This is a genomic window from Tabrizicola sp. M-4 (assembly GCF_051132405.1).
In the GTDB taxonomy this organism is placed as follows: Bacteria; Pseudomonadota; Alphaproteobacteria; order Rhodobacterales; family Rhodobacteraceae; genus Paragemmobacter.
Map to the genome: position 1 here is coordinate 4,003,294 of NZ_CP128606.1, position 21,338 is coordinate 4,024,631.

General features: G+C 67.3%; 20 protein-coding genes. 15 read left to right on the plus strand and 5 right to left on the minus strand.

What is annotated here, in order from left to right:
• The first annotated feature begins 39 nt into the window (after nucleotides 1-39).
• The 8 genes from TabM4_RS19550 to TabM4_RS19585 all read left to right on the plus strand — a co-directional run bounded on the left by TabM4_RS19550 (nucleotide 40) and on the right by TabM4_RS19585 (nucleotide 8,775).
• Nucleotides 40-1,035: an Hsp33 family molecular chaperone HslO gene (locus tag TabM4_RS19550; protein WP_434616408.1), complete on the plus strand. Its 996-nt coding sequence runs from the start codon at nucleotides 40-42 to the stop codon at nucleotides 1,033-1,035.
• The gene (locus TabM4_RS19555) at nucleotides 1,028-1,624 is read left to right on the plus strand and encodes a CoA pyrophosphatase (protein WP_434616411.1); all 597 of its coding nucleotides are present in this window, start codon (nucleotides 1,028-1,030) and stop codon (nucleotides 1,622-1,624) included. The genes TabM4_RS19550 and TabM4_RS19555 overlap by 8 nt, the downstream gene beginning before the upstream one ends.
• Nucleotides 1,621-2,760, plus strand: a complete 1,140-nt coding sequence (locus tag TabM4_RS19560; RefSeq protein ID WP_434616414.1) for a CCA tRNA nucleotidyltransferase — start codon at nucleotides 1,621-1,623, stop codon at nucleotides 2,758-2,760. Before TabM4_RS19555 ends, TabM4_RS19560 begins: the two co-directional genes overlap by 4 nt.
• A 61-nt stretch (nucleotides 2,761-2,821) precedes the next feature.
• A complete protein-coding gene (locus TabM4_RS19565) occupies nucleotides 2,822-4,669 on the plus strand; it encodes an ABC transporter ATP-binding protein (protein ID WP_434616417.1) in 1,848 nt (615 codons plus the stop codon).
• The gene (locus TabM4_RS19570) at nucleotides 4,666-6,516 is read left to right on the plus strand and encodes an ABC transporter ATP-binding protein (RefSeq protein ID WP_434616421.1); all 1,851 of its coding nucleotides are present in this window, start codon (nucleotides 4,666-4,668) and stop codon (nucleotides 6,514-6,516) included. Before TabM4_RS19565 ends, TabM4_RS19570 begins: the two co-directional genes overlap by 4 nt.
• 19 nt (nucleotides 6,517-6,535) lie before the next feature.
• A complete protein-coding gene (locus tag TabM4_RS19575) occupies nucleotides 6,536-6,958 on the plus strand; it encodes a VOC family protein (RefSeq protein WP_434616424.1) in 423 nt (140 codons plus the stop codon).
• The gene (locus TabM4_RS19580) at nucleotides 6,955-8,175 is read left to right on the plus strand and encodes a class I SAM-dependent RNA methyltransferase (protein WP_434616427.1); all 1,221 of its coding nucleotides are present in this window, start codon (nucleotides 6,955-6,957) and stop codon (nucleotides 8,173-8,175) included. Before TabM4_RS19575 ends, TabM4_RS19580 begins: the two co-directional genes overlap by 4 nt.
• 102 nt (nucleotides 8,176-8,277) lie before the next feature.
• Nucleotides 8,278-8,775, plus strand: coding sequence for a L,D-transpeptidase family protein (locus TabM4_RS19585; RefSeq protein WP_434616430.1), 498 nt, complete (start codon nucleotides 8,278-8,280; stop codon nucleotides 8,773-8,775).
• Nucleotides 8,776-8,832: 57 nt separating this feature from the next.
• On the opposite strand, the gene TabM4_RS19590 is transcribed toward TabM4_RS19585, so the two are convergent.
• On the minus strand, nucleotides 8,833-9,390 hold the full coding sequence (locus TabM4_RS19590; protein WP_434622183.1) for a CAP domain-containing protein: 558 nt from the start codon (nucleotides 9,388-9,390) through the stop codon (nucleotides 8,833-8,835).
• 228 nt (nucleotides 9,391-9,618) lie between these two features.
• Here TabM4_RS19590 and TabM4_RS19595 point away from each other — a divergent pair, with 228 nt between their 5' ends.
• Together TabM4_RS19595 and TabM4_RS19600 are read left to right on the plus strand one after the other, a co-directional pair.
• Nucleotides 9,619-10,224 (plus strand): L,D-transpeptidase, encoded by a 606-nt coding sequence (locus tag TabM4_RS19595; protein ID WP_434616433.1) that lies wholly within the window; start codon nucleotides 9,619-9,621, stop codon nucleotides 10,222-10,224.
• 144 nt (nucleotides 10,225-10,368) lie between these two features.
• A complete protein-coding gene (locus tag TabM4_RS19600; protein ID WP_281464470.1) occupies nucleotides 10,369-10,548 on the plus strand; it encodes a hypothetical protein in 180 nt (59 codons plus the stop codon).
• A gap of 101 nt (nucleotides 10,549-10,649) precedes the next feature.
• On the opposite strand, the gene hemH is transcribed toward TabM4_RS19600, so the two are convergent.
• Entirely contained in the window at nucleotides 10,650-11,726 is a 1,077-nt protein-coding gene (hemH, locus tag TabM4_RS19605) for a ferrochelatase (protein ID WP_434622185.1), read from the minus strand.
• A gap of 88 nt (nucleotides 11,727-11,814) precedes the next feature.
• Nucleotides 11,815-12,642: an SAM-dependent methyltransferase gene (locus TabM4_RS19610; protein WP_434616437.1), complete on the minus strand. Its 828-nt coding sequence runs from the start codon at nucleotides 12,640-12,642 to the stop codon at nucleotides 11,815-11,817.
• Nucleotides 12,643-12,673: 31 nt separating this feature from the next.
• Between TabM4_RS19610 and TabM4_RS19615 the strand changes: the two genes are divergently transcribed.
• From TabM4_RS19615 to TabM4_RS19635, 5 genes are all read left to right on the plus strand, one after another.
• Complete coding sequence (locus TabM4_RS19615) at nucleotides 12,674-13,387, plus strand: double zinc ribbon domain-containing protein (RefSeq protein ID WP_434616440.1); 714 nt, start codon at nucleotides 12,674-12,676, stop codon at nucleotides 13,385-13,387.
• 39 nt (nucleotides 13,388-13,426) lie between these two features.
• The gene (grxC, locus tag TabM4_RS19620) at nucleotides 13,427-13,681 is read left to right on the plus strand and encodes a glutaredoxin 3 (RefSeq protein WP_434616443.1); all 255 of its coding nucleotides are present in this window, start codon (nucleotides 13,427-13,429) and stop codon (nucleotides 13,679-13,681) included.
• Entirely contained in the window at nucleotides 13,681-14,517 is an 837-nt protein-coding gene (locus tag TabM4_RS19625) for a carbon-nitrogen hydrolase family protein (RefSeq protein WP_434616446.1), read from the plus strand. The genes grxC and TabM4_RS19625 overlap by 1 nt, the downstream gene beginning before the upstream one ends.
• Complete coding sequence (locus TabM4_RS19630) at nucleotides 14,514-14,969, plus strand: MarR family winged helix-turn-helix transcriptional regulator (RefSeq protein WP_434616449.1); 456 nt, start codon at nucleotides 14,514-14,516, stop codon at nucleotides 14,967-14,969. The genes TabM4_RS19625 and TabM4_RS19630 overlap by 4 nt, the downstream gene beginning before the upstream one ends.
• A gap of 129 nt (nucleotides 14,970-15,098) precedes the next feature.
• Nucleotides 15,099-15,923 carry a YihY/virulence factor BrkB family protein gene (locus TabM4_RS19635; protein ID WP_434616452.1) on the plus strand — a complete coding sequence of 275 codons (825 nt, stop codon included), beginning with the start codon at nucleotides 15,099-15,101 and terminating at the stop codon, nucleotides 15,921-15,923.
• Here the strand turns inward: TabM4_RS19635 and TabM4_RS19640 are convergent.
• Together TabM4_RS19640 and TabM4_RS19645 are read right to left on the minus strand one after the other, a co-directional pair.
• Nucleotides 15,920-19,435: a translocation/assembly module TamB domain-containing protein gene (locus TabM4_RS19640; RefSeq protein ID WP_434616455.1), complete on the minus strand. Its 3,516-nt coding sequence runs from the start codon at nucleotides 19,433-19,435 to the stop codon at nucleotides 15,920-15,922. The genes TabM4_RS19635 and TabM4_RS19640 overlap by 4 nt on opposite strands.
• Nucleotides 19,435-21,255 carry an autotransporter assembly complex protein TamA gene (locus TabM4_RS19645; protein WP_434616458.1) on the minus strand — a complete coding sequence of 607 codons (1,821 nt, stop codon included), beginning with the start codon at nucleotides 21,253-21,255 and terminating at the stop codon, nucleotides 19,435-19,437. Before TabM4_RS19645 ends, TabM4_RS19640 begins: the two co-directional genes overlap by 1 nt.
• Between the last annotated feature and the right edge of the window lie 83 nt (nucleotides 21,256-21,338).

The following is a 21,338-nucleotide window of genomic DNA, read 5'->3' on the forward strand; positions in this document are numbered from 1 at the left end:
TTGGCGCGCTATTCGGGACGGGCACAATCAGGAAACCCCATGACCATCGGCTCTCAACTCGCCTGGGACGACACCGTCCTGCCATTTCAGCTTGATCGCTCCGATATCCGCGGCCGCGTGGCGCGGCTGGACGGCGTGCTGGATCAGGTCCTGAAGCAACACGCCTACCCCCCGCAGATCGAGGCGCTGGTCGCGGAAACCGCGCTTCTCACCGCGCTGATCGGCCAGACCATCAAGCTGCGCTGGAAACTCTCGCTGCAAGTCCGCGGCAAGGGTCCCGCCCGCCTGATCGCCACCGATTACTATGGCCCGTCCGAGGATGGCCAACCCGCCCGCATCCGCGCCTATGCCAGCTTCGACAAGGACAGGCTCGATCCCGCCGCCCCCGCCTTCAGCCAGATCGGCGCAGGCTACCTCGCCGTGCTGATCGACCAGGGCGAGGGGACGGTTCCCTATTCCGGCATCACCCCCATCGCGGGCGGGTCGCTCTCGGCCTGCGCGGAAACCTATTTCGCGCAATCCGAACAGCTTCCCACCCGCTTCGCCGTCACCTTCGGCAAAAGCCAGCACCCCGGCGCCGCGCCCCATTGGCGCGCGGGCGGCGTGATGCTGCAGCACATGCCAAAGGCATCCCCCTTCGTCGCAGCATCCGAAGGGTCGGGCGAGGGCGGCCTCCTTACCCATGCCGACATCCTTTCGGGCGACGAGGGCGAAAACTGGACGCGGGCCAATCTCCTTCTCGACACGGTCGAAGAGATGGAACTGATCGGCCCCTCTGTCCAACCCACAGAACTCCTCATCCGCCTCTTCCACGAGGAAGGCCCCCGCGTCTTCGACGCCCAACCCTTGCGCTTCGGCTGCTCCTGTTCGGAAGAGAAGGTCCGCAATTCGCTTTCCATCTACTCCGCCAAGGACATCGCCTACATGACCACGCCCGAAGGCATCGTCACCGCCGATTGCCAGTTCTGCGGCGCGCATTACGAACTCGATCCCAAGACCGTGGGATTTGAGGCGGAAAAGGCCCCGGATGCCTGAGGCCGAGGACATCTTGCGCAAGGCGCTTCTCCGCCCTGCGCGGCCCTCGTCCGATTTCGACCTGAACCCCGCGATCACCCTGCCGCCGGGGCGCGTCCTGCGCCCGGCGGCGGTTCTGGTCCCGGTCTGGCTGCGCCCTGACGGCGCGCGGCTGATCCTGACGAAACGCTCCTCCCACCTGAAACATCACCCCGGCCAAATCGCCTTCCCCGGCGGCAAGGTGGATGCGGGCGACGCTGGCGTCATCGGTGCCGCCCTCCGCGAAAGCCGCGAAGAGATCGGCCTTCCGCCCTCCCATGTCGAAATCATCGGCACCCTGCCCGAACATGAAACCGTCACGGGTTTCACCGTCACCCCCGTCCTCGGCCTCATCCGGCAAGACTTCGCCCCCGTGCCCGAGGCGGGCGAGGTGGAAGAGGTCTTCACCACCCCCCTCTCCCACGTTCTCACCCCCGCGAATTATGCCATCGAACGCCGCCGCTGGCGCAACGAATGGCGGCGCTACTATGCCGTTCCCTACGGCCCCTATTACATCTGGGGCGCGACGGCCCGCATCCTTCGTGGTCTGGCAGACCGGGTGCAGGAATGAAGATCGACGGCGCATGGCTGCATGACCCCGCCACGCAGGCGGTCTGCGCCATGCTGACCGGGGCAGGGCATCAGGCGCTCTTCGTCGGCGGCTGTGTCCGCAACGCCCTGCTGCACGCCGCCGTCACCGATATCGACATCGCCACCGACGCCACCCCCGATCGTGTCGTTGCACTGGCAAAGGCCGCAGACCTGAAACCCGTGCCCACGGGCATCGACCACGGCACCGTCACCGTCGTCGCAAACGGCAAACCGCATGAGGTGACGACCTTCCGCCGCGACGTCGCAACCGATGGCCGCCACGCCACCGTCGCCTTCTCTGCAAGGATCGAGGAAGACGCCGCCCGCCGCGACTTCACGATGAACGCCCTCTACGCCCGCCCGGATGGAACTGTCGTTGACCCGCTGGATGGCCTGCCCGACCTGGGCGCCCGCCATGTCCGCTTCGTGGGTGATCCGGCACGGCGCATCCGCGAAGATTACCTTCGCATCCTTCGGTTCTTCCGCTTCACCGCATGGTATGGCGACCCCGCGCTGGGCATGGATGCCGAGGGCCTCGCCGCCTGTGCCGCAGGCATGGAGGGCCTTCCCGGCCTGTCGCGCGAACGCATCGGGTCCGAGATCCGCAAACTTCTCTCCGCCCCCGATCCCGCTCCTGCCACCGCCAGCATGGCGCAGGCAGGCATCCTTGCCGCGCTGTTGCCCGGAACCGATACCCGCGCCCTCGCGCCGCTCATCCATCTCGAAGGCGACCTTCCCCCCCGCTGGCTGCGCCGCCTCGCAGTCCTCGGCGGTGAAGACCCGACAGACGCACTGCGCCTCTCGCGTGCCGAACAACGCGACCTTGCCGCACTGCGCACCGAAATCCCCACGACCACCGCACCCGCGCCCCTTGCCTACCGCCATGGTGCCGACCTCGCGACCGATGCCCTTCTCCTGCGCGCGGCGCTCTTGGAACAGCCCCTTCCCGCCCATTGGCAGGACGACGTCGCCCGTGGTGCCGCCGCCCGCTTTCCCGTCACCGCCGCCGATCTTCCGGGCCTCGTCGGCCCCGCTCTCGGGCAGGAACTCAAGCGGCTGGAAAAGGCATGGCTCGCCTCCGACCTGCGCCTGACCCGCTCACAACTGCTTGCCTGACGGTTTCCCTCGGCTTCGAACGGGTCTATATGATGGGACCTCATTGCAGAGGCTCTTTCCCGTGTTCCGTTTCTTCGAAGGCCTCGTCGACCCCTACGGTCCCTACGAGCAAACCGATACGCCGCCCCGGCGGCTCTGGCCCTTTCTCAAGGACTACATCCGCCCCTTCCGGGGGGTGTTTGCCGTCACGGCCATACTCTCCGTCATCTCGGCCTTCGCCGATGTGGCGCTGATCTGGTATGTCGGGCGGTTGGTGGACCTGCTGGCGCAGAACGGCCCGCAACAGGCTTGGGCGCTTTACGGCAATGAGATGATAGCGGTGGCCCTCGCCGTCCTGATCCTGCGGCCAATCCTCCTCGTCGGCAACGTGGCGCTGCTCCACAACACGATCCTGCCGAACTTCGGCACGATGATCCGCTGGCGCGCGCATGCCCATGTGATCCGCCAACCCGTCGGCTGGTTCGAAAGCGATTTCGCCGGACGCATCGCCAACCGCATCATGCAGACGCCCCCCGCCGCAGGCGACGCGGTGTTCCAGACCTTCGATGCCGTCGCCTTCGCCTCCGTCACCGTGGTCGGCGCGGGCATCATGCTGGCCGATGCCGACCCGCGCCTGCTGCTGCCGCTGGTCGTGTGGTTCATCCTCTACGCCGCCCTCGTCCGCTGGACCGTCCGCCGCGCGGGCCCCGCATCCAAGGCCAGCTCCGACGCCCGCTCTGCCGTCACGGGGCGGGTGGTGGATGCCTATACCAACATCCACTCCGTCAAGCTCTTCGCCCATGACGCCCGCGAACTCGACTACGCCAAGGAGTCGATCGAACACGCGCGCGAGACGTTCAAGCAGGAGATGCGGATCATCACCAAGATGGACCTCGCCCTGACGGTCCTGAACGGGTTCCTGATCGTCGCCATCACGGGCTGGGCGATCCTGCTGTGGTATCAGGGCGCGGCCACCATCGGCACCGTCGCCGCCGCCACCGCGCTGGTGCTGCGGCTGAACAACATGACCTACTGGATCATGTGGGCCTTCTCCTCCCTCGTGCAGGCGCTGGGCGTGGTGCAGGAGGGGATGGAGACGATCACCCATCCCATCGGCCTCGTGGACGCGCGGGACGCGAAACCCCTGCGCTTCACCCAAGGCCGCATCGACCTCGAAAACATCCAGCACCATTACGGGCGCGGCTCGGGTGGTCTGCAAGGCATCACCCTCACCATCAACCCCGGTGAAAAGATCGGCGTCGTCGGCCGCTCCGGCGCGGGGAAATCGACGCTGGTGAAGCTGATGCTGCGCTTCTACGACTGCGAAGGCGGGCGCATCCTGATCGACGGTCAGGACATCGCCCATGTGACGCAGAACAGCCTGCGCCAGCAGATCGGCATGGTTCAGCAGGACTCGTCGCTCCTCCACCGCTCGGTCCGCGACAACATCCTCTACGGCCGCCCCGACGCGACCGAAGACGATATGATCGCCGCCGCCAAACGCGCCGAGGCCCACGACTTCATCCTCACGCTCGAAGACCCGCAGGGCCGCCGCGGCTATGATGCCCATGTCGGCGAACGCGGCGTGAAACTCTCCGGCGGCCAACGCCAGCGCGTCGCCCTCGCCCGCGTGATCCTCAAGGACGCCCCCATCCTGATCCTCGACGAGGCGACCTCGGCGCTGGACAGCGAAGCCGAAGCCGCGATTCAAGACGCGCTCTACGGCGTCATGCAGGGCAAGACCGTCATCGCCATCGCGCACCGCCTCTCCACCATCGCCGCGATGGACCGGATCGTGGTGCTGGAGGATGGGCGCATCGCCGAACAGGGCACCCATGCCGACCTCCTGTCCCAAGGCGGCCTCTACGCCCGCTTCTGGGCGCGGCAATCCGGTGGCTTCATCGGTCTGGAAGAAGAGGCTGCCGAATGAACCTGTCCCGCAGCCTCGGCAACATGATCGACGCCTTCCGCCCCGCCGATGCACCGCCGCCGGAAAAGCTGGGGAAGTTCTTCCTCTGGTCGCTCTCGGGATCATGGCCCGCCCTGATCGTCGCAGGCATCCTCTCCTCGCTCGCAGGCGTGACCGAAGTCGTCTCCGCCCTCATCCTCGGCTGGGTGATCGACGCGGCCCTTGCCTCCGGCCCCGCGACCTTCCTCTCGGACCACTGGCAACTGATCACTGTCTTCGTCCTGTTCTACATGGTCCTGCGCCCCCTCGCCTTCGGCATCTCGGCGGCGTCGAACTCCATCGTCATCGGTCCCAACGTCCTCCCCCTCGTCCTGTCGCGCCTGCACCGCTGGACGCTGGGTCAGGCCGTCACCTTCTTCGACAACGATTTCGCGGGGCGCATCGCCACCAAGCAGATGCAGGCCGCCCGCGCCGTCACCGATGTGGCGACCGAAGTCATCAACACGGTCTGCTTCGCCCTTGCCTCCGTCATCGGATCGGTCGTCTTCCTGCTGGCCATCGACAACCGCATCGCGCTGGCGCTGGCCGTCTGGCTGGTCGCCTACATCTTCCTCATCCGCTTCTTCATGCCCCGCGTGCGCGTCAACTCCGCCGCCCGCGCATCGTCCCGCGCGATGGTGTCGGGGCAGGTCGTCGACACCATCACCAACATCAAGACCGTCAAACTTTTCGCCCACGCCGCCTTCGAGGACAAAGTCGCGCTGCGGTCGATGGAAGTCTTCCGCGAAAAATCCCTCGAATTCGGCGTCATCTCCACATGGTTCCGCCTGTCCCTGATGACGCTGGCGGGGGTCCTCCCCCTCCTCCTGATCGGCGGCGCTGTCCTCCTCTGGATGCAGGGCGCCTCCACCGCGGGCGACATCGCCGCCGCGGGCGCCATCGCCATGCGCATCGCGCAGATGTCGGGCTGGGTCAGCTTCACCCTCATGTCCATCTACACCTCGGTGGGCGAGGTCGAGGACGGCATGAAGACCCTCGCCATCCCCCATGCGCTGGCCGACGCAGCAGACGCCCACGACCTGCCGCCGATCAAGGGCGAGATCACCTTCGACCACGCCTCCTTCGCCTATGGCCGCAAACGCGGCGGGGTCCGTGACATCGCGCTGACCATCCGCGCAGGGGAAAAACTGGGCATCGTCGGTGCATCCGGCGCGGGGAAATCCTCGCTCGTCTCCCTTCTCCTGCGGCTCTACGACACCGAATCCGGCAGCGTTAGGGTCGATTCCCACGACGTCCGCACCGTCACGCAAGAGTCGCTCCGCCGTCAGATCGGGATGGTCACGCAGGAAACCGCGATGTTCAACCGCTCCGCTCGCGACAACATCGCCTACGGCAAACCCGACGCGACGATGGACGAAATCATCGCCGCCGCGAAGGCCGCCGAGGCGCATGATTTCATCATCAACATGGTCGATCATCAGGGGCGCAAGGGCTACGACGCCTATCTCGGCGAACGCGGCGTCAAACTCTCCGGCGGCCAGCGCCAGCGCATCGCCCTCGCCCGCGCCTTCCTGAAGGACGCGCCGATCCTCGTCCTCGACGAGGCGACCTCGGCGCTGGACTCCGAAGTCGAAGCCAACATCCAATCCGCCCTCTCCCGCGTGATGGAGGGCAAGACCGTCCTCGCCATCGCGCACCGCCTCTCCACCATATCCGCGATGGACCGCATCGTGGTCCTTGACGACGGGCGCATCGTCGAAGAAGGCACGCATGAGGAACTGCTGGTGAAAGGCGGCCTCTACGCCCGCTACTGGAACCGCCAATCGGGTGGCTTCATCGGGGTCGAGGACAAGGAAGCGGCGGAATGATCCGCCACGGGGGGCGGAGATGGACCACGCAACCGTCGATGGCGCAACGCTCGGCCGATCCCTGCGCGGGGTGGGGCTGAACATCCTGACCCGCGACGCAGGGGCGCTGGCGCGTTTCGTGGCCGAAGTCTTCGACCTGAAACTCCTCCGCGCCTCATCTGACTTCGCGCTCGTCGGCCACGGCCCCCACCTTATGCAATTCCACGCCGATGCCACCTTCGCGGGGCATCCCCTGCTGAACCTCCTTCCCGAAAACCCCCCGCGCGGTGCTGGCATCCAAATCTACCTCTTCGACACGGACCCCGACGCCGCCGCCACCCGCGCCCCCGCCCTCGGCGGCACCGTCATCGAACCCCCGCGCGACAAACCGCACGGTTTGCGTGAAGCCACCATCCTCGCCCCCGAAGGCCAGTCCTTCACGGCAGCCAAGGCCATCCCATGATCCTGACCATCGACCGCCTCGGCCATCTCGGCGACGGCATCGCGCGTGGCCCCGCAGGCCCCGTCTACATCCCCGGCCTTCTTCCGGGAGAGGAAGTCGAAGGCACCCTCGACGGCGACCGCCTGATCGACCCCCGCATCGTCACGCCCTCGGCGGACCGCAAGAAACCCCCATGCCCCCACGCCCGCACCTGCGGCGGCTGCCTGATGCAGCACGCCTCCGACGCCTTCGTGACCGCATGGAAAGAGGGCATCGTCAAAGGCGCCCTCGCAGGCCAAGGCCTCGACGCGCCCTTCCGCCCCACGCACACCTCGCCCCCCAACTCCCGCCGCCGCGCCACGCTGGCCGCGCGCAAGACCAAGGGCGGCGCACTCATCGGCTTCCATGCGCACGGCTCCGACCTCATCATCCCCGTCCCCAACTGCCACCTCCTGCACCCCGACCTCCTCGCCACTCTTCCCGCGCTGGAGGCGCTGACCCGCGCAGGCGGCTCCCGCACCACCGAACTCGCCCTGACCATCACGCGCAGCCTCGCAGGCCCCGACGTGGCGGTCACAGGCGGCAAAGACCTCGACGCCACGCTCCGCATGGACCTTGCGCGCATCGCCGAATCCCACGGCCTCGCCCGCCTGACATGGGCAGGCGAAACCGTCGCCCTCCGCACCGCGCCGATGCAGCGCTTCGGCAAGGCCCTCGTCGCCCCGCCCCCCGGCGCCTTCCTGCAAGCCACCCCCCAAGGCGAAGCGGCCCTCCTGCACGCCGTCACCGAAGCCGTAGGCGACGCCAAACGCATAGCCGACCTCTTCGCAGGCTGCGGCACCTTCGCGCTCCCCCTGGCCGAAAAAGCCGAACTCCTCGCCGTCGAAGGCGATTCCGCCATGACCGCCGCGCTGGAAAAGGGTTGGCGCGCCACCCCCGGCCTCAAGAAAGTCACCACCGAAACCCGCGACCTCTTCCGCCGCCCGCTGGAACCCGACGAGCTCCGCCCCTTCGACGCCGTCGTGATCGACCCGCCAAGGGCAGGGGCCGAGGCGCAATTCGCCACGCTTGCCCGCTCGCAGGTGCCCGTGATCGCCGCCGTCTCCTGCAACCCCGTCACCTTCGCCCGTGACGCGAAAACGCTGGTCACCGCAGGCTGGCACCTCGACTGGGTGCAGGTCATCGACCAGTTCCGCTGGTCCTCGCATGTCGAACTTGCCGCCCGCTTCTCGCGCTGACGATTCCGTGAAAGGACATGGGCGAAAGGCTGCCTATGCAGGGCGGCCATTTTCGTCTATGGCCTTCGTCAAAGAACAAAGAAACGACGAGGCGGCAGTATCATGCGGTTTTTCAAGGTCTTAATCATTATTGCGCTGGCCGTGACCGTCACCGCCTGCGGCCCGAAATCCAAGTTCCTCAAATACAACGGCCCCGTGGTCACCTCTGTTCAGGTCCACAAGGGCGCGCGGAAGATGTATCTCCTGCACAATGGCCGCGTGCTGGAATCCTACGACATCGCGCTGGGCTTCGCGCCGCAGGGCCACAAGCAGTTCGAAGGCGACGGCAAGACGCCCGAAGGCACCTATTACATCACCCACCGCAATCCGAACTCCGCCTTCCACCTGTCGCTGGGCATCTCCTATCCCAACACCGCGGATGTGGCCTTTGCCGAGGCGGCCGGAAAATCACCGGGCGGCGACATCTTCATCCACGGCGGCCCGCGCCGCCCCGTCGCCCGCCGCGACTGGACCGAAGGCTGCATCGCCGTGACCGATGAGGAGATGGAGGTCATCTATTCCATGGTCAAACCCGGCACGGTCATCCACATCCTGCCCTGACCGCAAAGGAAAAGGGGGCCGCAAGGCCCCCCGCTTCCGTCGCATCCCTGACAGAGATCAGCCGGTCAGCCCCGCAATGGGCATGCCCATCGCATTGGTCCCGGTCACCAGCGTCCACCAGATCTTGCCATTCGCTTCCTGGAACCACGCAAAGCCAATGTCCGTCGCCGCCGGATCAAGGATCACACCGCGCATGTCGGGCGACTCCATCCACGTGGCCAGCGTCTCCAGCTCCGTCTCGAACGTCTCGGAAATCAGCTCGCCCAGCAGCTTGCCCTGATATCCCACGCGCCGCACCCGCTCCAAGGGCGAAGACCCGTCGGACCCGAAATGCCAAGGCCGGTTCTGCACCGACATGTCGCGCGAATGCGTCGCGGCCGCCGCGTTCAATTGCGAATTGAACGTCAGAGGCCCCATCCCCCGGGCCTGCCGCAGCGCATTGACGGAATCCAGCAGGCGATACTCGATCACCCCCGTCCCTTGCGCCGCCGTGTTGTAGACCTGCGGCAAGGGCTTGCCATCCGGCCCCAGCTTCGGCCCCGCGCCCATCGACGGCATGCAGGCCGAAAGCGCCACCGCAGCGCCACCCATCATTAGGATCGTCCGTCTGTTCATCGTCCCGCTCGCCCCCGTCCCGCCTCGGGCCATCTGGCCGGGCGATTTGATCATTGCCCCGCTCTTTACCCAAACCCGCCCCTTTGTTCAAACGCAACCCGCAGCCGGATCACATCCTCGCGCCCAACCGCCGATTGACGCGTGTTTGAATTGCCGAAAACCGGGAAAATCGCTATCAACCCAACAAAACATGCCGATCCGGCAGCCAATGACCAAGGGGCAAGCAGAATGACCGTCTCCAGCAAACCCAAGCTGAACCGCCGTCTCTTCGTGACAGGGGCCGCCGCGCTCGCGGCCGGGGCAACCGCCCTGCCTGCCGTCGCGATGGAAGGCTCGACCGAAATCCTTCCGGGGGCTTCCTCCTCGGTGCGCAACAACGCTTCCAGCTTCCGCATGCTGGATTGGCAGCAGTATTTCGACAACACGCGCAACGGCGCGATCCTCGTCGATCTCACCTCGCGCGCCCTGCATTTCTGGTCCGAGGATCAGTCGGTCTATCGCCTCTACCCCACCTCCGTCCCCCTGTCGGAAGATCTCACCCGCCGGGGCCGTACCGAAGTGATCCAGAAGGTCGTCGCGCCGCCATGGCGCCCCACCGCCTCGATGAAGGCGCGCAATCCCGAATGGCCCGATCTCGTGCCCGGTGGCGCGCCCGACAATCCGCTCGGCACCCATGCGCTCTACCTGTCATGGACCTACTACCGCATCCACGGCACCCACGACACGCGCAAGATCGGCCGCCGCTCCTCCAATGGCTGCGTCGGGCTCTACAACGAGCATATTCAGGAATTGTTCGATCTCACGAAAGTCGGCACGCAAGTGTTGCTAATTTGACGAAATGCGGCGGAACGGCGAGTTCGCGGTAAGCAGCAAGTTGCAATCCGCTGAGGTTGCTGCTTAACAGAAGCCACGAGGTATATCTTGGGTGCACGCGTCGCCTCTGCAACATTCGGCGCTGTGCAATAACTGGAGGTTAACATGAAGAAACTCGCGCTCGCTGCCGCTCTGACGGTTGCCGCCTCGACCGCTTTCGCTGGCGGCATGGCTGAACCCGTTATGGAACCGGAAGTTGTCGAAGCGAACACGTCGTCCTCGGCTGGCGGCATCATCGTTCCGCTGCTGCTCCTGCTGGTCATCGCGGCTGCTGCCTCGAACTGATCTCTGGATCATCGTATAGGAAAGGGTCGGTGGGCATCCCACCGACCCTTTTCTTTTGTCCGCCAAAAATTTCCGCCCAACCCCGCAAACCGGCCGCGCCCTCAGCGCAGCCAGCCCGTCAGGTTCTCTTCGATCACCGCGACCAGCGCCTCGATATGAGCCGCGTCGTCGTTCAGGCAGGGAATATAGGTGAACACCTCGCCCCCCTCATGCTCGAACGCCTCACGGATCTCGCCGTTGATCTCTTCCAGCGTCTCGATGCAATCCGCTGAAAACGCAGGCGCAATCACCGCGATCTTCTTTTTCCCCTGCTTGGCCAGCTCGGCCACATGCTCCACCGTATAGGGGCGCAGCCACTCCTCCGGGCCAAAGACGGATTGGAAGGTCGTGTCGATCGACCCCTTCTCCCAGCCCAGCCGTTCCCGCAACAGTCGCGAGGTCTTGGCGCACTGGCAATGATAGGGGTCGCCTTCCATCAGATACCGTTTCGGCATCCCGTGATAAGAGGCCACCAGAACATCCGGCTTGTGGTCCAACGCCGCATAGGCCCGCTCCACCGATTGCGCCAAGGCCTCGATATAGGCCGGATGGTCGAAATATTCCGGCACCGTCCGCACCGCGGGCTGGCGCTTTTCCTTCATCAGCGCGCGGAAGAACTGATCATTCGCCGTGGCAGATGTCGCGCCCGCGTAATGCGGATACAGCGGGAAGAACAAGATCTTCTCGCACCCCGCCTCCACCATCGCGCGCACCTTCGATTCGGTCGAAGGGTTGCCATAGCGCATGCAGAAATCCACCATGATCCCTTCGCCATGCTTGTTCGCGATGGTCTCGGCGATTTTCCGCGTCTGGTCCTTGGTGATCGTCAGCAGCGGGCTTTCGTTCAGCTCATGGTTCCAGATCAGCTTGTAATTCGCACCCGAAGAAAAGGGCCGCTTCGACAGGATCACCAATTGCAGCAGCGGCTGCCAGATCCACGCCGAATAGTCGACCACCCGCTTGTCCGACAGGAACTCGTTCAGATAGCGCCGCATCGACCAGTAATCGTAATTGTCCGGCGTGCCGAGGTTCGCGACCAGAACGCCGATCTTCGCCTTCCGCACCGGGGGATGGTCGCCGGGCGCATGGGCCAGCCGCCCCTGACCGGGATGGATCACGCCCGCATCATGCCCCTTCATGGCATCCTGCATCGACGGCTTGGCATCCAGCATCGCGGTTTTCCTCAATTCCTGTGTTGGGCGGGACATATAGGCTTATCCGCCGGGGTCAACCATCCCCACCCCGGACAGGAAGCCGCAACTCGTCCGTGCCCAGCGCATCGGCCAATCTTTGTGCAGCCGAACCGGGCCGCAGCGGCTTTTGCTGGCTCTCGTCCGGGGCCCAGCCCGTCAGGCAGATGATCTCGAAGGTGGCGCGGATGCGCCCATCCGCCCCGGCATGGTGTTCCGCATACAATTCCACCGCCCGCAGCAGCACCCCCCGCCGCGTGGGCCGCCGCAACCGCGCCATCAGCGCATTGCCCTCGCCCATCGCCCGCAGGTCCCGCATCAGGGCCAGCGCATCGCGGTAAGTCACCGTTTTCGTGAAACTGTCCGCCACCGGCAGCGCGAATCCCGCCCGCTGCAACAGCGCGCCAAGGTCCCGTATCTCGCCCATCGGCAGCACGCGCGGCGACAGCCCGCCCGTCACCTCCGCCTCCGCCTGCGCCAGACAGGCCCGCAACTCGGCCAGCGTCTGCCCCCCGAACAGGAACCCAAGGAAAAGCCCGTCCGGCCGCAAGGCGCGGCGGCACTGCACCAACTGCCCCACCGGATCGTTCGCCCAATGCAGCGCCAGCGCATGGATCACCAGATCGTGACCCTGCGGCCTCAGGTCCAGCACCTCGTCATCCGGCAGGACAACCGCCCCCGGCCTTGCCCACAGCCCCGGAAAACCCGTCACCACCGCCACATCCGTAAAGGCCCTGTTAACCTCGACGAGTCTTTCCTCGACTTCGGCCAGCACTTCCCCGTGCAGGAAAAGGGCGTCCGCATCGGCGCGGGCGCGGTTGCGCAAAAGGGCAGGGCGATCGGTCATCAGGGGCGGGGTCTGCATGGCGCGGACCTTGGGCAAAAAGGGCACCGGAATGCAAGCGGCTCTACACCTCGTCTATCCTCCGCAATGCCTCTCCTGCGGCGAGGTGGTGGAAACCGATTTCGCGCTCTGCCCCGCCTGCTGGCGCGACACGCCCTTCATCGCGGGCCTCGTCTGCGACGGCTGCGGCACGCCCCTTCCCGGCGAGGATGCGGGCCCCGTCCATTGCGACGATTGCCTCACCATCGCCCGGCCCTGGGCACAGGGCCGCGCCGCGCTGCTGTATTCGGGCAAGGCGCGCGACCTCACGCTTGCGCTGAAACACGGCGACCGCACCGAACTCGCCCGCCCCGCCGCCCGCTGGCTGCACCGCGCCGCGCTGCCCATCCTCCGCCCCGGCATGATCGTGGCCCCGGTCCCGCTGCACTGGCTGCGGCTCCTCCGCCGCCGCTACAACCAGTCCGCCCTCCTCTCCTCGTCCCTCTCCCGCCTTGCCGGGCTGGATCACATCCCCGACCTCCTGCTCCGCGCCCGCTGCACGCCCACGCAGGATGGCCGCGACCGCGACGGACGCTTCCGCAACGTCACCGGCGCGATTCGCGCCCATCCCCGCCATGCCTCCCGCCTGAAGGATGCCGAAATCCTGCTCATCGACGATGTGATGACCAGCGGCGCCACCCTTGCCGCCGCAACCGAGGCCTGCCTTGCCGCAGGTGCAACGCGGGTATCCGTCGCCGTGCTGGCCCGCGTTGCGAAGGATGCCTAAATCCCTATAGTTCCGGCAACCGCACGAAGGATGTCCCCCGTGAAACCCGTCGAGATCTATACCACCCCGATCTGCCCCTATTGCCTCGCCGCAAAACGCCTGCTGACCAAGAAGGGCGTGCCCTTCACCGAAATCGACGTCAGCCGCGACCCCGCACTGCGCGACGCCATGACCGCCCGCGCCCATGGCCGTCGCACCGTTCCGCAGATCTTCATCGGCGGCACCCATGTCGGCGGCTGCGACGACCTGCATGAAATGGACGCGGCGGGCAAACTCGACCCGATGCTCGCCTGATGCGCGCGGGTCTGGTGCAACTCACCGTCACGGATGATCCGGCAGAAAACCTGCCGGTCACCCTGCGCCGGATCGAAGACGCCGCCGCCGCTGGCGCTGGCTTCGTTCTCACGCCCGAATGCACCAACGCCCTGTCCTCCAACCGCGCCCGCCTCCGCACGCTCCTCCACCCCGAAGAGACCGATCCCACCCTCACCGCCCTGCGCGAATCGGCGGCAAAGCACGGCATCTGGCTGCTGGCGGGCTCGCTCGGCCTTCTGACGCAGGATGAGGACAGTCGCTTCGCCAACCGCTCCCTCCTCATCGCGCCCAGCGGCGACATCCACGCCCGCTATGACAAGATCCACATGTTCGACGTGAACGTGTCGGAAACCGAGGTCTACCGCGAATCCGCGGGCTACCGCCCCGGCAACCGCGCCATCCTCGCCGAAACCCCCTTCGCCACCATCGGCCTCACCGTCTGCTACGACGTCCGCTTCCCCCATCTCTACCGCCGCCTCGCCCAAGGCGGCGCGCAGATCATCACCGTCCCCGCCGCCTTCAACCACATCACCGGCGCCGCGCATTGGGAAACCCTGCTCCGCGCCCGCGCCATCGAAACGGGTTGCTTCATCCTCGCCCCCGCCCAGACGGGTTTCCACCCCGAAACCGAAGGCAAGGGCCGCCGCACCCATGGCCATTCCCTCGCCATCGCGCCTTGGGGCGAAATCCTCGCCGATGCAGGCACCGAACCCGGCATCACCCTCATCGACCTCGACCTGAACGAAGTGACCAAGGCCCGCGCCCGTATCCCCTCCCTCATCCACGACCGCGCCTTCACGGGACCCGAGGGATGAGCGCGAAACCCACCGACGAGAAGACCGAAGACATCGCCGTCGCCCTTTTCGGCGAACTCTTCATGGCCGACCAACTCGCCCGCAACCGCATCTCCAAGGTCCTGCCCAAGGGAATGGAACTGTCGCATTTCGGCGTGCTGAACCACCTCGCGCGGATCAATGACGAACGCACCCCCGCCCAACTCGCCCGCGCCTTCCACGTCACGCGCGGGGCGATGACGAACACGCTGAACCGCCTCGAATGGGCGGGCCACATCCACATCCGCCCCGATTGGGATGATGCCCGCCGCAAATTCGTGGCCATCAGCCCCGCCGGGCGCTCCGCCCGCGACGCCGCCGTGCAGGCCGTCGCCCCCCTCATCGCCGAGGTGGTGCAGGCGCTGGGCGCCGATCGCGTGCGTGCGGTGCTGCCCGTCCTGCGCGAAATGCGGACAAGGCTGGAAGGTGAGTAGGGCGGGGTTCACCCCGCCCCCCGCCATCACGCCAAACCCCCGAACGCTCGTCCCGGGTCGGACTCGCCTCTGCGTCAGATGCCGTCACCCCCGATTGCCCCGCCTCCGATCCCCCCCTAAACTCCCCCCATGCGCCTGCCCAACATCCCCGTCATCCTCAAGGATCTCTGGCGTCTCTCCGACGAGCGCGAGCTTGACCTCATCGCCGCGGGCATCGCCTTCTACGGCTTCCTCGCGCTCTTCCCCGCCGCCACCGCCGTCATCGCGATCTGGGGCAGCTTCGCCGATGCCACGCTGATCCGGCAGGAGTTGGAACTCGCCCGCGACTACCTTCCCCCGGATGTCTGGAAACTGATCTCCGACCAGATCGAATCCCTTCTGGCGGTGCAACGCGGCAGCCTCGGCCTTGGCACCTTCCTGTCGCTCTTCCTCGCCCTCTGGACGGCGCGCGCCTCGGTCGCCGCGCTGATGCGCGGGCTGAACGCCATCCACGGCCTGCCCAACCGGGCCGGGCACTGGCACCATCTGCGCGCGCTCCTCCTGACGCTGGTCATGGTCGGCCTCGCCATCGCCGCGCTCATGGCCGCCGTTGTCGGCCCCCTTGCCCTGTCCTTCTTCCCCCTTGGCGCCTTCGCCACCCTCGCGCTCGAGGCGGTGCAACTCACCCTCTCGCTCCTGATCGTCGTCATCGGCGTGGCGCTGATCTACCGCCTCGGCCTGAACCGCCAGATCCACCACCCGCTCTTCACGCGCGGCATCCTCGTCGCCGTGGTCATCTGGATCGCCGCCTCGCGCGGGCTGGTCATCTATCTGGCCAATTTCGATACCTACAACCGCATCTACGGCTCCATCGGGGCGGTGGCGGCGCTGCTCGTCTGGCTCTACCTCTCGGGCTACGCCATCCTTCTGGGCGCAGCGGTCGATGCCTCCCGCGCCAGCCGGGGCCTGCGCTAGTAATCCTTTTCGAAAAAGATCCCTAGCCCCGTCTCGCCCGAAGATCCCGTCCGCGCCCGTACCGTCACCGACTCCGTCAGGTCGAGGTTCAGGTTGATCTGGCTCTGCCCCGCATCATCCACCTCCACCTCGGTATAGACATTCTCCGAGATGTATTTCCCCGCCGTCACCGTGGTGCCACCATCCGCGCCGGTCTGCACGTCAAGGTCATCCAGCCCGAACCCCTGCCGCAGCCGCCCGATGATCCCGACGCCGCCCCGCCCTGCAAGGGTCGCCACCGCATTGGCCAATTGCGCCGCCTGAAGCGCCGAAAGACTGTCGATCCCCCGCCCGAACAGCAGCCGCGACAGCACCTCCTCCTCCGGCAGTTCCGGGCTGGAACGGAAACTCACCACAGGCTCCGTCGCCGGCCCGTCGATGCGGATGAAACTGGTGATCCCGTCGCTCTCGTTCGATGCCGCCACTGAAACCGTCGGCACGAAGCCCCCTTCCAGCGTCAAGGTCGCCTCGCTCAGGTCCAGCCGCTTGCCCAGAATGTCCAGCCGCCCCCGTATCAGGTTGAACGCCCCCGAAGGCATCACCGCCGCCGTCGTGCCACCCAGCCGCAACGCGCCGCCCAGTTCCGCATCCAGCCCCCTGCCCCGCACATAGATCTGCGACGGCGCGGAAATCAGCAGGTCGATCCCGATGGGCCGTGCCGCGCCGCCACCCCCGCCGCCGCTCCCCGCCTCCAGCAGCCCTGCGCGCGCCCGCGTCTCACGCACCTCGCGCGGTTCGTTCACATGGCGCAGGTCCGGAATGTCGCCATTCCCGCCCAGCCCGGTCGAGGGTATCTGCACCTCCGTCTCGCTCAGGGTGATCGCCCCCGCAACCTGCCCGCCGCCCGCCATCGGCCCGCGCAGGGTGATCTCGCCGTTCGCTGTGGTCTGGAACAGTTGCGGGTCGCGCAGGATCGCCCCGCGCAGCCCAACCCGCAGATCGGCCGGGAAGGGCGCGGCAAGGCCAAGGCTGCCGCCCCACTCGATCCGACCCCCACTGGTCAGCGCCGCGCCGCCGGAAATCTGCGCCCGGCTCGCGGCCAGATCGGCCGTCACCGTCACATCCTGCAACGCGAAAAACAGGTTCGGGTCCGCGATCCGCCCCCCGGTCAGGGCCACCCGCCCCGAAAGCGACGACAGCGCGAAAGGCCCCCGCAACCCAAGATCGAAACTGACAGGCCCCGAAATCAACTGCCCCGGCAAAAAGGCATTGGCCAGCCCCGCCTGCGCCGCCCCCGCGATGCGCAGATCGCCGCCCGATCCATCGCCCCGCAGCAGCCCCGTCACCCGCGCGTCGATGCCCCCCGGCCCCTGTCCGCGCAGGCTCAGATCATAGCCCTGCGCCCCGCCCGTGGCCGTGCCCGCCACCGTCAGCGCGCCGGGAAATTCCGGCAGCAGCATCGCCAGATCCGCCAGCCGCGCCGAAACCTCCAGCCGCCGCGCGGCATTCCCCGTCACGCTCGCCTGCATCTGCGGATTGCGCAACTCGGCCCGGTTCAGCACGCCTTGGCCACCGGCAAGCGACAGATCCACCGCCAGCACCGTCTGCCCGCGCAACAGCCGGTCCGCCTCGGCCTGCCCGATGGCCAGATCGCGCCCCGTCCCGTCCAGCGTCACCCGCGCGCCCTCGGCCCCGCCCTGATAGCGCAGCGTCCCGTCCAGCGCGCCGCGATAGGCCCCGCCCATGGCCGACAGATCGCTGAAATCCAGCCGCGCGGTCACGTCGCTTGCCCCGGTGCTGATCGTGCCGCGCGCCTCGGCCCGCAGGCTCTGCGCGGTCACGCTCAACTCGCGCAACTCGGTTCCCGTCTCCGTCCGCGCCGCCGACAGGGCGATCCGCGATTGCCCGCGCAGCAACCCGTCCACCTCGGCCTGCGCAATCGCCACATCCGTCCCGGTCAGCGCGGCCTCTATGTCGAAGGCCCCCGAAAGCGGGCTTCCGCTCCCCGAAACCGTCAGTGCCGCCGCCCCCGCCAAAGGCCGCCCCGCCAGCGCCGAGAGCCGCGAAAGGTCCTTCATCCGCGCCTCGCCCGCCCCCGAAACCGTCAGCGCCGCGTCCAGCCCCGCCACCAGCGCGCGGCCCGTCAGCCCGTAATCGTCCCCCTCCAGCACGATCCGCGGCAGGCGCAGCCCATCGCCCCCCTGCCGCCATGACAGCATGACCTGCCCCGTCACCGCCTGCCCCAGCGCCGCCGCGATGGCCGCATCCTCCGGCACCACGCCCTCGCCCGCGAAATCCAGCGTCGCGCCGAAATGCGCCGCCCCGTCCCGCCGCCAGATCCGCCCCGATCCATCCAGCGCCAACCGCTCCGCCGCCAGCCCCGCCCGGTCCAGCCCCGCGATCACCACATCGCCCGTCCAGCCCTCGCCCGCTGCCCGGTCATAGGCCAGATCCAGATCAACAGATCGCACCTGCGTCCGCCCCGCCCCCGACAGCGGCAGCAGCACCGGCGATCCATCCGCCAGCCCGATCCGCCCTGCCACGTCAAAGGCAAGCGGCAGCCCATCCGCCCCCACCGTCGCCGCGCCCCGCAGGTCCATCGCCTGCGCCTCCATCGCAAAGGTCCGCAGCCGCAGCACCCCTTCGGCCGACCGATCCCCCACCGCCTTCAGCGCGATCCGCTCGCCGAAAAAGTCCGCATAATCCGGCATCCACAGCGGGGCGAGGTTCCCCGCCAGATCCACGTCGAAGCCCTGCGCCCCGTCCTCTCCGGCCATCACCTCCACCGTACCGGCCAGTCGCTCCTCGCCATCCGTCTGCAACCCGACGGTTGCCACGAAATCCGAAATCGGCGCATCCCCCTGCACCGCCAGCCGCGCCGAAGGCGCCCCCGGTATCCCCAGCAGCGACACCGCGATTCCCCCGGCCTCTTCCTCGGCCAGCAGGTCCAGCGTGAATTGCCCCGTCTCGTTCACAAAACCCGCCGTCAGGTCCAGCCGCCCGGCAGGCCCCCCATCCACCCGTTCCAGCAGAAGTTCCGTCCGCCCCTCGCCGCCTGCCAGTTCCGCCGAAGCCTCCAGCCGCCCCTCCAGCGCCTCGCCCAGCACGGCCTCGCCCAGCACGATCCGCTCCGCAGCCAGCCGCCCGATGGAAATCGACACCGGCAGGTCGGGCAGCGCAAACCCCCCCGCCTCGGGCGAAGGCGCGCTTTCCCCCGCCTCCGGCACCCGTTCCAGCACGATCTCCCGCGCCGAAAGCTCGGACACATCCACCACCCCGCGCAGCAGCGCGGATCGGCTCCAGTCCAGCACCACCCCGTCCAGCGTCAGCCAGATCCCGGCATCATCGGCAATCGTCAACCGCTCGATCGTGGCCCGCGCCGACAGCGCCCCCTCGAACCCGGTGATCACCACAGAACGCCCGGCCCCGGAAAGATTGTCCTCCAGAAGCGCGGTCAGATAGCCCCGGTCATCCTCCTGCGCCGCGGCGGCCAGCGGCAGGGAACACAGCGCAAGAACAGGCCATATCCGCATCAGAACGCCTGCCCCAATCCCACATAGATCTGCACCCCGTCCCCCGTGCTGCCGCCCACCGGCGCGGCCACGTCCAGCCGGATGGGGCCAAACCCCGTATCATAGCGCAGCCCGATCCCGGCCCCCGAATGCCAATCCCCGGCCCTACCGAAGAACTCACCCACGTCAACCCGTCCGGCGTCGAAGAAACCCACCACCCCGATCCGCTCTCCCACCATCGCCCGGGCCTCGATCTGTGCGCCAAGGAAATGCGTCCCGCCGATCTTGGGCGACAGCAGTCCCCGCGCCACGGCAACGCCCAGCGATTGATAGGGCTGCCCCCGCACCGTGCCGCCGCCCCCGGAATAGAACAGGTCGTCGCGCGGCGTCTCGAGCAGGTTCGACCCTGTCACCGCGCCCAACTGGAACCGCCCCGCCAGAACGAACCGCTCCTCCGCGCCGAACCCCAGATAGCCGCGCGCGTCCAGCTTGGTCCTGATTCCGCTGCCTGTCGTGCCGAACCCGAAGAATGGCTTCACCTCGGCATCCAGATAATACCCCTCGGTCGCATCCGTCCGGTCGTTGCGCCGGTCCAGCGTCACCCCCACGGGGATCGAGACATTGCGGAACAGGAACGCATCCACCACGTCCCGCCCCTTGGCATACTCATAATCAAGGCCGATCCGCCCCGTCAGGCTGTCGCTGAAGAAATGAGTCACCCGCAGGCCGAAGGTGGCGGTATCCGCGCTGAAATCCTCCTCATCCAGATGCCCGATCTCGCCCGCGATCCCCACCGTCGTATCCGGGGTCAGCGTGGCCGGCCGGTCCAGCGTGAATCCCAGCGCATAGTCGATGCCACTGTTCTGTGCCCCGATATTGCTGATCTCGCCGTCGATCCGCAGCCGCTCGGCACCGCCCAGCAGGTTCCGATGCAGCCAAAACCCCGTCAGGGAAAGCCCCTCTGCACTCGCGATCTCGGCCCCGAAACTGTAGCGGCGCGGCTTCTCCTCCACCACCGTCGCGGTAATGGGCAAAAGGTCGGGCGCAAGAACATCCCCCTCGGCCAGCGTGACCGATTTGAACACCCCCGTCCGCCGCAAGCGGTTCGCCGCACGGTCCAGCTCCTCGGGTGAAAACACCTCGCCCTCTGGCAAGCCCGTGATCTTCACGATGCGCGCCTCCCGCATCCGGGCCTCGCCCTCCACGACCAGCGGCCCAAAGCGCAGGCGCGGCCCCGGTTCCAGCGCGATCCGCGCCGCCAGGGTCGCGCCGCCATGATCTGCCACCACCTCCTGCCCGGCGACCGTGGCCTTCGCGTGGCCCCGGTCGCGCCACCCGGATATCCCCGCCGCCGCCGCCTCGCGCACCATACCCGACAGGGCCGGTTGCCCGATGGCAAAGCCCTTGGGCAAGGCCGTTCCCGCCGCCAGCGGCGCGACCCGCGCATCCGAAAACCTGAAGGCAGGCCCCGGCTCCACCCGAACTTGGATCACGTCGATCCGCGACGGCGCATCCAGCGGCGCGATATCTGCGGCCTCCCGCCCATCGACCCGGACCGAGATCACCCCCGAATAATGCCCCGCCGCATAAAGCGCGCCCAGAAGGCGCCCGTATTCCGCCCGTGCCGCCGCGAACAGATCCTGCGCGTCCTCCTGCCCGTCCAGTTCCGAAGACACCAGAAGCGACGCCCCTTTCAGCGCGGCCAGAAGGTCCTTCCCCGCTCCCGGTGCCTGAAACTCCAGCCGCTCCAGCGCCTGCCCCGGCCCGGTCAGCACGACCAGTGCCGCCACCGCCGCAAAAACCCTGCGACGGGGCAGAAGACGGGTGAAACGGGTGATCAATGTATCCTCCGGGCGCAATGTTAAGACTATTGCAACTCCCCCTCCGTGACGCAATCGCCGTCCCGTTCACGCTGCCGAAATCC